Source organism: Paenibacillus alginolyticus DSM 5050 = NBRC 15375, from assembly GCF_000422905.1.
Taxonomy (GTDB): domain Bacteria; phylum Bacillota; class Bacilli; order Paenibacillales; family NBRC-103111; genus Paenibacillus_E; species Paenibacillus_E alginolyticus.
Genome location: NZ_AUGY01000155.1, coordinates 1 through 10537 on the forward strand (window position 1 = coordinate 1; position 10537 = coordinate 10537).

Below are 10537 nucleotides of genomic sequence, written 5' to 3' on the forward strand. Positions count from 1 at the left end.
GTACTTCAAGGAGAAGTCCAAAGAACGCTACAAGATCGAGGCGAAGAATAGCGAACTTAAGCACAGGCACGGGTATGATGTAGCCACTTCCGCGGGTCTATTAGGTATGGAACTGCAAGGGGCAATGGCAATATTCGCAGTGAATCTAAAAAGAATTCTGAAACTGAACGACTAAAAACCATGACCCAACAGGGCTTTACAGAGGGAAAAAGACGGCGTTTACTCCCGGAATGTGGGAGTAACGCCGTCTTTTTCTGTAGAGCATTAACTTGATTTAGGAGGACGCAAGTTTTTCAGTGGCCTCGTAAGGAATGGCCCAGTTTTTATGGACGAATATCGGACTTCTTGAAGATTTCAATGAGGCTAGTGAAACTATTACCGGCGTGACCGTTCTCCATGCCGCGTCTGAAAACTTCCAAAACAGCGGTTGGCAAGGTGATGTCGATGCCGGCATCTTGGGTCGTATGAACGACGTGCTCGACGCTCGCCAATCCCATGGCAAGTCTGTCCACGTCGCCGAGATATTCACCCGAGTTAATCCGAGGTGTGTGGAACTCGATGAACTTCGGCAGCGACGACATTGTCTCGGCGGCGTATGGCAGAAACTGCTCAGCCGTAATACCGTTCGCTTGGGCCACCGCAGTGGCATGGAGGTAGCTGAGCATGGCTGTCCAGAACATGTCCATCTGGATCTGGTAGTATAGTGCCGCAAGTCCTGGATCTTCTCCCCGATAGTCAGTTCCGGTCAGCACTTCGAGTGTCTCCTTGTTGGCCTCAAACAACTCTTCCGAGCCGCTGTAGTAAGTGGAGGACTCTGGTTTACCGATGCCAGAAGGAGGAACCTGAACGCCGCCTGTGAGGTGACTGGCTCCACGGTTGGCCAGCCATTTCGCCGCCTCGCGCGCTTTCTTCGGAGTGTCCGAACTCAGGTTGACGAGAACCTTGCCGGACAGGTTTTCCGATGCCGGTTCGAGAATGGTGTACATCGCATCGTAGTCCGTTAGGCTGAGGACGACTTAACGGCTCCTTTTGTTACGAGTTCGTCTGCTTTGCTTGAAGTCCTGTTCCACACGGTCACCTTATAGCCATGCTCAAGGAAAGCGGTTGCCATCGCCTGACCCATTGGACCAAGCCCGATGACCGTAACCGATTTGCACTTCCCAACTGTATTCTCGGTTTCAACACCAATGTTCTCACTTCGGTTACTACTTTTCAATGATAAAACTCCTTTCGGATGAGATTAAGCACATCATAGAGGATTACACTAGTGTCAATGTCAATATAAAAAATAAAAACGGCCCTGGAGTGATTCATCATGCTCCAGGGCCTTGACTGCGTTAGATAATTTTCTTTTTTCTACTCGTAAAAGCAATTTGTCTCTCCAGTAATCTCTTCAATCCATGAAGTGCTTCGATTTGATGATTCACTGTGCTTAGTTTCTCTTCGTACGTTACCATCATCTCCTCGCAATATTCATATTCGTCAGGATCTGCCACTTCGCTCTTAAACAATGCTCCGATCTCCTCAACCGTTAATCCAAGCTTCAAGTATAATTGAATTGTCTTGACTTGTTCTACGGCAGAATCGTTAAAATCCCTGTAATCGTTCTCTAGTCTGTCGGCAAGTAGAAGACCTTTATTATCATAATGCCGAATAGATCGTATGCTGACATTGGTCAATTTTGATAGTTCGCTTATTCTCACTCTCTAGAGCCTCCTTACATGTTCATGATATACTTGAATATACTCCGCCAGCATTCTATTTTCATTTCGAATAATTCCGCTAACGTGGAACGATAGTTCAACACAATGACGGGCAGGAGAACGTGGTAATCCTCATGGAAATAAGGAAGGAAATTAATCACATTGCGTATAGGAAAAGGTTGGTTTCTAAGGGGAAACAATAGTACGGCCGTACGGCCAAGGTGTTTACGCCCAGAAAACGAGACCTATCCTATTACTTTGTCTCGGACAAAGTAATAGGGTAGGTCTTTTTAACTTAGTCATTTCGCAAGGAGGATATTGTTCATACCGTTACTGTCTGGTGACAAGAACTTTATCCCATGCATAATAGCTAATTGAAAGGCTTGAAAGTGATAAAGGAGGCAACCATGGGGTTAGGGGACTATGTGCTTGTCTCAGGCTTAATCCAACTCTTCCATATTTTAGTGAACCGATGGAGGTGTTCCTTCGTCTGTTTCAGGATACATCCTGACACAGAAGGGGGTTTTACAGTGATGAAATCGCCGATTGCGGATGATCCGAAGAAAAAAGAGCTTGCTCAAAAGAGGCATTTTTCGCTGCGGATCAATCTTTTTTTCTTTGTAACCTTTGTATTATTTTCCATACTGATCGTACGATTGGCTATGCTGCAGTTTGTTCAAACGAAAATACATAAAACCGCAGAGAATAGAAATGGCACACAAACGATTCAAATTGCTCCCATTCGCGGCAACATCTATGACTCCTCGAAATCTCCGCTTGCGTATACCATTCCCATGCAGTCCTTATTTTTTCGAATGGATCCCAGCGCTCAAAAGTTAGATGACTTAATTGCTATAGCGGATCGGCTTAAAGCCGATGTTTTCGACAAATATGCCAAACCAAACTCGAAAAGTCCGACCCCAGAAGAAATCATTCTAGCCATGGACATTGGCTACGACTACCATAAGGTTGAAATTAAAAAACCAAGCTATTACTGGGTTCCGCGAAGAATTAAGGCGGATTTGTCTAGCGATGAGATCGCCTTTATTTTAGAGCATAGGGATGAATTTAAATGGTTAGACGTAACGGAGGAAAGTATCCGCACCTATGAAATGGATGATGACGGAAACACTACAATTGCTACGCATTTAGTGGGATATACGAACTCTTATACTTCACCGACAGCTAAGGAAATCTACAAAGACAGCCCAATGGTTCAGGAATATTTAAGCTCGGAAAAGGTGGGATTTGATGGCATCGAACGCATGTATCAGGATGAGCTGCGCGGCAGAAACGGCAGTAAGACATACCCCGTTGACGCCGTTAACAAAATAATTGGAGAAGTCGCAGCTCCAGTTAAAGGAAATAATTTATATTTGACCATACATAAAGATATCCAAAAAGCGACAGAACGAATGCTGGAGGAGCATATTCGCTACTTGCGCAGCCCATCGCACGCCAATGATTTGTATATGAGTGTTGGGATGCAGGCATCTTCCGGGTTTGCAGTTGCTATGGAAGTGGATACGGGACGGGTGGTTACGATGGCGAACTATCCAGATTACGATGCAAATGCGTGGACCGGTGGTATGTCGGCAAGTGTCTATAAAGAAATCGAAACCTTTATTCCCAATGGCAGCATTCGAACGGCTAAAGCTAAGTATCCAGACGAAAAAGAAAATGCGAAACATCCATCATCGATTGTGTTCATGGGTTCCACGATCAAGCCTATGTCTGTGTTGATAGGGCTTAAAGAGAAATTTTTCAGCGGGTACGGCAAAGTTTATTACGATACGGGGGCGTTTAGCTTTGGTAAGGGAGGCAATAGCACCATCACCAATTCGGGGAAAGCGGCATACGGGGATATGGATGCTGCCGGAGCCATTGAACATTCCTCTAACACGTTCATGTCTGAAAAAGTCGGTATTCCTTTCTGGGCCAAATATGGCAGAGAGAATCCCGCTGTGACTGCCAAATGGGCAGAATATATGGCGAAATTCGGAATGGGTATCAAAACAGGGAGCGGCCTGCCGGGTGAGCTTGAAGGATCTAATGATTTTATCAAAAATGCGGTGAAAGACAGTTATCAATCAGCGATGGTCTACGCATCATGGGGACAAAATGAGAAAACGACAACCTTGCAGCTTGCTCAGTACACAGCTACTTTGGCTAGTCGCGGGAAGCGGATGAAGCCGTTGTTTGTAGATGAAATTCGCGACTACCAGGGCCAGTTGGTTAGAAAAATAGAGCCTGAAGTATTGGAGGATTCCTCCTCAGAGTTTGCCAAAGAGGATTGGAACACCATTATCCACGGGATGAAAAGCGGGGCAGAGGGGATTGAGGAGTTACCGTTTAATGTGGCGCGCAAAACAGGAACTTCCACCCAAAGTGTATCGGGAGGTTCGGTTGAAAATGCGGTGTTCATCGCCTTTGCTCCCGTCGAGAACCCGAAGCTTGCCGTCGCGGTTGTCGTGCCCGAAGGCGGCTTCGGGCGTTATGGCGCATCCCCGATTGCGGCGAAAATATTTCAAGCTTACGACGCTGCCAACGACGGCATTTTGACGAAGCTTGGCGGCGGGAAGCGGCCTTGGTAGGTGTGGGAATCAGCTGACGAGCCGCAATGCGGGAGTTGGCTGAGAGGCCGGGGAGCGGAGAGTCTGGAGAGCTCGAGGAGCCCCATTATCTTCAACAAATGAACTGAATGAAATCGAAAACACATGTACGTTTTATCATATTGATTCAGTAGAACAGATGATTGGCTCATTAGGTGATTTGATAAACTCTGTCTGCCTTGAATACCGGCATCATTAATACGAACGGATTAACGAATACCTCACAGAAAAAAACTAAAACTAGTTCAGGAAGAGAAACACATTACATTGCAATCACTTATTTTTCAATCAATATAGTGAAACAATTAAACCAGACCAAAATGAAATAATAGAATATAAGTTCTATAAACCTAATGAATTGCCTGAAAAGACTATGGAAATGATCCAAATAATTATTCAAGACTTTGCTAATTCGTAATATGATAAGAGCAATTTTTGAAATAGGTAATTGCGCTAACGGAAAACTATAGTTGAACAAACCTAAATAGGCTGCCGCGTGTAGCCTTTTGTGATAACGGAAGTGATTTTTCGTTTTATAATAAAGTAAATCGTTGAGGTGTGGTTTGTGGAGCGTTCAATTAAAGTTATGTTGTTGGGAATTTCTTTTATGTTAATCGGTCTATATATCCAGGGTGAACCTGGAATAAAGCTATATGGTACCGAAGTCTTTATCGTTGTATTTGGTTTTTTATTAACCGTTGTGGGTGTTTTCACCAAGAGGTAGCAGGTTTGTTCGCAAGTGAATTACTAAACGGAGAACGATAGTGGAGGAGCTTGCTTTGGGCAACTCCTTTTTCGTTTATTGAAGTAATCTTTTATAAACTTATGGATTTATTAGAAGTTTTCCCCATAAAGGAGAATGAAAATGTTAGCAAATAGTAACGTCAGTGAAAAAATACAGATTTTATCTGATTTAGGAATTAAGATAAGAAGCGAGTATTCAATTGACAAACTAGATGTTAAGGGGAATGGAGAAGCATCATTTAGAGACATACTTGTGTCTCTTGGATCATCCATATTAAGTGATACAAATACATTCGAACCATTGTCGAATAATATTTGGTACTTTGATACTGAATGTATTTCAAATCATGGGGAGTCCAGCTGGTACAATTGGGGCTACGGGTGCAACAGGGCCGCAAGGTCCCGCGGGGCCAGCAGGAAGCGGATCGGAGTAAGAGAGCGGATGAACGTATGTATCGGATGAAGAAAGATGCTATGCCGAATACGTAAAAAAGAAGTCGACCATCTAGTTGGTCGACCTCTAATTATTCTATTGCGCGGTCAGGATCTGTGGACCTTCAGCCGTGATGGCGATCGTATGTTCGTATTGGGCGGCGAGCTTTCGGTCCAGCGTCCGCGCGGTCCAGCCGTCCGCATCGATTGTCATGTAGTAGGTGCCTTCGGTGATCATGGGCTCGATCGTGAACACCATGCCTTCCTTGATGCGGAGGCCTTTGCCGGGCTTGCCGACATGCATATAGTTCGGCGCCTCGTGCAGGTCCCGGCCGATGCCATGCGCGAGAAGGTCGCGCACGACGCCGAAGCCGTTCGATTCGGCATGCCGCTGGGTCGCGCTCGTCACGTCGCCAAGCCGATTGCCGGGCTGCGCCTGCGCGATGCCGAGGTCAAGGCATTCCTTCGTGACGCGCATCAGTTTCTCGGCCGTCGGCGAGATCTTCCCGACCGCATAGCTCCAGGCCGAATCGCCGAGCCAGCCGTCGAGCTCCGCGACCGTGTCGATCGTCACGATATCGCCTTCCTCAAGTGGCTTATCGCTAGGGAAGCCATGCGCGATCACGTCGTTGACGGAGGCGCAGGTCGCATATTGATAGCCCTTGTAGCCCTTCGTGTAGGGCTTGGCGCCGTGCTTCAAGATAATGTCCTCGAAGATGCGCTCAATCTCGTTCGTCGTGATGCCCGGTTGGATGAGCGGGGCGATTGTGCGATGGCATTCGGCCACCACTTGGCATGCCTTGCGGATGGCTTCGATTTCATGCTTGCTTTTTAAGATGACCATGTTCGTATCAGGACTCCTTCGTAATGGCTTGCATCGCGAGCTGGGCGATTCGATCGACGTCCAGCTCGGAAGTGCCCGCATAGTAGTGCAGACCGCAGCAGCCGACCAGCACGGCAAGCATATGATCGACGCTGTCGTCTTCGCGTTGGGCGATCGATTGGAGCGGAACGTACAGCCGTTCCATGAATCGTCTCTTGGCGGCGTGCCGATCCTTCTCAGGCAAGCCTGCATAATGCTCCGCCGCCATCTTGTAGACGAGATATGTGCGGGCGTCCGACTGCCACAGCCGGAGCAGCGCCTTGCAATACGTCAACAGCTGCCTGTCATCCGGGCTGCCGCCGCGGATGTTCGCCCATTCTGCCAAGGCTTGCTCGCATCGCTCGAAGCCGCTGCCCAGCACATCTTCTATCAATAAATGCCGGTTGGGGTAATAATGGTACACCGTACCGTAACCGAGCTCGGCCTCGCGGGCGACGTCGCGAATATCAAAGTTGCCGCCCGTGTGGAAGTAGGCGCGCGCGGAGGCGTCCAGGATCTGTTCTCTGCGCTGCATGCGGATGAGCTCATTTTGTTCTTTGGTACGTGGGCACATGGGCGCGTGAACCTCCTTGTATAGACCTGCAAATTTGTCGATGTAAAAATTGTAACGCATGGGGCGGGGATATGCAAATTATCTTTGAAAGAAAATAAAGTTCTTTAGTGAACTGAACACAGACAGTCCTCCAGGCAGGTAGTTGCGGAGGCAATGGTGTTCCGGGAGTGGCGATCCGTGGTGATTTAGAATCACCGCGGGTATTGTTTTATCGCAAGAAAAAGCGGCGGTAGCAGCATTAAGCTAACGGGCAGAAGAGTTAAGCAGAGGATGGATCGATTCGTAATATCAGAGGATTATATGGTAAAATAAGGATCAATTAGTATGTCTGAATAAGGATGGGAGCTATCTCAATTTGGTTGAACGAATCGTTTTAATTTCAATACTTACCTTAATCTTCCATTCCACCGAGACTCTCTCATATGCAGTGCGAATGGCAGGAATTAGAACAGGTAAGCTAGCTATAGCACTTTCTTTAACTGGTATGATTGTTCTTGTTTCAAGAACATCGAAAATTGATCAGGGAACTATGACCGGAAAAGTTATTGATTTTTGCTAGCTCGATCTATGAGTATTATTCATTAGCTATGGGGTGAAATTTATGTTAAGAATTATCAGGATATTAGGTATTATGTTTAGTTTAATTGTGGTTGCTATTGCTATTTATTCCTCTGTAGCTGTGGTCGATTTACCAACAAAATCGATTATTTCATCATGGATGATGGTTGGTTTATGTTTTTCACTAATATTCAATGGGATTTCCTCTTATTTGCCTCAGAAAAATAAAGCAGGATTGTTAATGAGTGGATCCGGTGTCGCAATATTGATAATAGTCTTAATGAAATTTTCATTTTAGCGGTGCGGCAAGCCATTTCATCAGAATATAACCATTTATATATATGTTTCTGAGTTCGTCGCTCAACTAACGAGGAACCATAGCTCAATACAGAACGAAACGAGGCTGCCGGCACAAACGGGGCAGCCTCCATTACGTTAACGGGCAGTTGTTTGGCTCAATAACAGGAGGATGAGGGGGGTAAAATTAGTAAGCTAAGGGAGGTAAAAATGATGAAATCAATTCTAGGGATTGCTTTTTATTTTTGTGCCATATTGCTTCTGGTTTATTATTTTGTAGGGGTTAGTTTTATAAAGGCTATACAGATGGCAGTGCTTATAACCATGGTACATATCTTAATCCTTCTCATAGACAGGTTTTATAAGAGAAAAGAGAGACGTAAGGGACGCAGCTAAGGGGAGCAGTATTTCCTTTCTCATTACGGTAACGTAGAACGCTAGCTAAGTTGAAACATATTCCATAATTTAGGCGTCTAATTGTTGTTGAACCCGTGTAGGGTGTTGTATTAGCCATCTGTTTTTTGTGGGGCGATTTTCTTGGAGTTGTGACATGAAAAAAAGAGCGCTACTTGTTGTAGTTATAGCATTATTCGGAGGGGTGTCGGGTCGGGAAGTATCCGCAATAACAACCATAACGACCGAGGTTTCATCTCCAGCGAAGAAAATTACCTTATTTGAAAACACAACCTTGCTGGGCGAAAACGGGCAGACTACCGGAATCATAGCCCCTCAAACGGTTACAATACTGGATTACGGTCAAAGGAGAGTTGGGCATGGAGAAGGATATTTGGTACCTATTTACTTGATCTCTACCTGGCTTGGAAAGGCATGGATTATGCCAGACAACGCGCTACTTGGAAATCAAATGCCGGTTGAAACGAGTCTGGAGATTTTCGGTGTGGAGTCACTCTATAGCGATCCGGGTCTTACCAAGCCTACAGGAATGCAATTGGCGCCGCAAACTGTAAAAGTTAAAGCAAAGTGGGATAACCGCTATTTGATTGAGACGATGAACGGAGAAAGATGGATCGCACCGCGTTACCCGGCGTTATTCGAGGTAAGCGAGGTCCAGCAGGAAGTCCAGTTAAAAAGTACGACGAAGCTTTTTCGTTCTCCAGATGGTTTGGAAACGGGATCCGCTTTGAGCCCCCAGAAGGTCATGGTGAATGAAGTCTGGCGAGATTGGTGCAGAATCGATTCCTGGTTGGGACCAGTCTGGTTCGAGCTTCAGCATACTGAGTAATAGGGCTTCCGGTGATAAATTCGGTGGCCTATTCCGTTAACGGGCAGCATAGCAGATCAAGCAACAGCCATTCCTCTTCACATTGCGGTGGTCTGAGTTGGCATCACGTGGGAAGGCATCTTAACGTGCACTACGTCGGCTGCGGCCGTTAGTAGCCGCTTTTGGTTTTCTCCAGTACCAAAGGGTGCTAAAGATGAGATAGAGTCCCATGACTGCCGCAAGCAGTATAAGGGTGAAGTCCGACATGTTCTCCATTGAATCAAGCCAACCGATTCTTTTCATGCCGAACAGACTGATGTTAAACACGATCCCAATCAGCAGAATGGACCATATGGATGAAAGGCGTACATAGATGGATCCATAAATGAATCCTAACGCTACACCCAGAAGCTGCATCGCAATTCCTCCCGGCTGCAACGCCGCAATAATCAAAGCGATGACTAGAATTGGCCAGAATACGGGAACATGTTTCCGGGCTTCGTTAAACATGATACCAAAGAACAGGATCAGCTCAAGTGCAGTGGTGAGCACGGAGGAAAGTATAATGTAAACGAAAGGAACAGAGGCGAAATATTCTTCTGTAAAATCATTGAACGTTGTAGTAAAGAAGTAGTTTCATGGAGGCAGCGTTTAATAAAGTGAACGCCAGCCCGATTGTTATCATGTGAGCCGAAAAGCTCGGACTGATCGGCGAGAAGCTGCTAAGAATCCAGAAGCTTACCGGTGTCTGTTTCAAAAGCCGATATTTAATGGCGTAAACAATTGCGGAAAGAGCGATAGTAATTACAAGTACCATGAATACCTGGATTGGGATGTTCTTTCCTTTTCCGAACTGCCCCCATCCTAATACAGGATCAATGACGATATTATAGAGGAAGATCACTAAAAGGATAACCGTAAAATAGAGTAAGTAATTTACAAGCATCGATAAATATCTCTTCATGAGAATCGCCACCTTTCATTTTCGAAACATAAACTAACTCACCAATTTCCAGAATATTCCTAATCTGTGAATAATATAATAACTCGTATTTTATTTAGCGAAATATAGTGCATTCCAGTAATTGAAGATAAATGGGTTAAGGACAAGTAAAAGCACGATTTTATTGAGAGGAAAAGTGATTCATGAACTTGGTGAAATATGATGAACTGCGACCCTCGTTGTTAAGCTCCCTCGATATGATTTAATTTCCTCACGCAAGCTCGTGTATTCGCAGGATTTCATCCTCTTTGATATCGGACGATGAAGGAAAGAGAGTTGAATTGATAGGGCCTAATCGTTAGAAGGCATGCGGGAACAGAGGTGGGGGTAACATCACCTAATTTGTACCATCTGCTGCACGTATTCTCCACATAGCCCTTAGCGATTTTCGCTCCCATGTCGTGGCGGGTCTAAGCCCTCTCATTCCTTCGTCACATCTATCCAAGGGGTGGAGGTCGGTTTTTCTAACGGAACGGGTCAGTGCCCTTTTGCGTAACGTATCCCGATACTCCGTGCTTTCTTTGTCATCC

At 45.7% G+C, this 10537-nt stretch carries 12 protein-coding genes and 1 pseudogene; 6 read left to right on the forward strand and 7 right to left on the reverse strand.

The window, feature by feature from the left end; all coding sequences use genetic code 11:
* Positions 1-175: transposase (locus tag G519_RS48570; protein WP_029198735.1), on the forward strand; the 175-nt coding region annotated here is incomplete at its 5' end.
* A 148-nt stretch (positions 176-323) separates the two neighbouring features.
* Here G519_RS48570 and G519_RS46300 read toward each other — a convergent pair.
* Together G519_RS46300 and G519_RS0136170 are read right to left on the reverse strand one after the other, a co-directional pair.
* Positions 324-1216 (reverse strand): annotated as a pseudogene (locus G519_RS46300) (NAD(P)-dependent oxidoreductase).
* Between the two features lie 121 nt (positions 1217-1337).
* Entirely contained in the window at positions 1338-1703 is a 366-nt protein-coding gene (locus G519_RS0136170; RefSeq protein ID WP_029198736.1) for a MerR family transcriptional regulator, read from the reverse strand.
* A gap of 533 nt (positions 1704-2236) precedes the next feature.
* Between G519_RS0136170 and G519_RS46305 the strand changes: the two genes are divergently transcribed.
* Together G519_RS46305 and G519_RS0136185 are read left to right on the forward strand one after the other, a co-directional pair.
* On the forward strand, positions 2237-4297 hold the full coding sequence (locus G519_RS46305) for a peptidoglycan D,D-transpeptidase FtsI family protein (protein ID WP_051254015.1): 2061 nt from the start codon (positions 2237-2239) through the stop codon (positions 4295-4297).
* Positions 4298-5180: 883 nt separating this feature from the next.
* Entirely contained in the window at positions 5181-5522 is a 342-nt protein-coding gene (locus G519_RS0136185) for a hypothetical protein (protein WP_029198737.1), read from the forward strand.
* A 66-nt stretch (positions 5523-5588) separates the two neighbouring features.
* On the opposite strand, the gene map is transcribed toward G519_RS0136185, so the two are convergent.
* Entirely contained in the window at positions 5589-6335 is a 747-nt protein-coding gene (gene map, locus G519_RS0136190; RefSeq protein ID WP_029198738.1) for a type I methionyl aminopeptidase, read from the reverse strand.
* A gap of 7 nt (positions 6336-6342) precedes the next feature.
* Positions 6343-6927, reverse strand: coding sequence for a TetR/AcrR family transcriptional regulator (locus G519_RS0136195; RefSeq protein ID WP_029198739.1), 585 nt, complete (start codon positions 6925-6927; stop codon positions 6343-6345).
* Between the two features lie 355 nt (positions 6928-7282).
* On the opposite strand from G519_RS0136195, the gene G519_RS53185 reads away from it, so the two are divergent.
* The 3 genes from G519_RS53185 to G519_RS0136210 all read left to right on the forward strand — a co-directional run bounded on the left by G519_RS53185 (position 7283) and on the right by G519_RS0136210 (position 9025).
* The gene (locus G519_RS53185; RefSeq protein ID WP_084160513.1) at positions 7283-7486 is read left to right on the forward strand and encodes a lipid II flippase family protein; all 204 of its coding nucleotides are present in this window, start codon (positions 7283-7285) and stop codon (positions 7484-7486) included.
* 42 nt (positions 7487-7528) lie between these two features.
* A complete protein-coding gene (locus G519_RS0136200) occupies positions 7529-7783 on the forward strand; it encodes a hypothetical protein (RefSeq protein ID WP_029198740.1) in 255 nt (84 codons plus the stop codon).
* Between the two features lie 549 nt (positions 7784-8332).
* Entirely contained in the window at positions 8333-9025 is a 693-nt protein-coding gene (locus tag G519_RS0136210) for a hypothetical protein (protein ID WP_029198742.1), read from the forward strand.
* Positions 9026-9145: 120 nt separating this feature from the next.
* On the opposite strand, the gene G519_RS0136215 is transcribed toward G519_RS0136210, so the two are convergent.
* The 3 genes from G519_RS0136215 to G519_RS51810 form a co-directional block, all read right to left on the reverse strand.
* Positions 9146-9421, reverse strand: coding sequence for a hypothetical protein (locus G519_RS0136215; RefSeq protein ID WP_029198743.1), 276 nt, complete (start codon positions 9419-9421; stop codon positions 9146-9148).
* Positions 9422-9611: 190 nt separating this feature from the next.
* The gene (locus G519_RS0136220; RefSeq protein ID WP_029198744.1) at positions 9612-9968 is read right to left on the reverse strand and encodes a hypothetical protein; all 357 of its coding nucleotides are present in this window, start codon (positions 9966-9968) and stop codon (positions 9612-9614) included.
* A 376-nt stretch (positions 9969-10344) separates the two neighbouring features.
* Positions 10345-10537 (reverse strand): hypothetical protein (locus G519_RS51810; protein ID WP_208860930.1); only part of this gene is annotated, 193 nt, incomplete at its 5' end.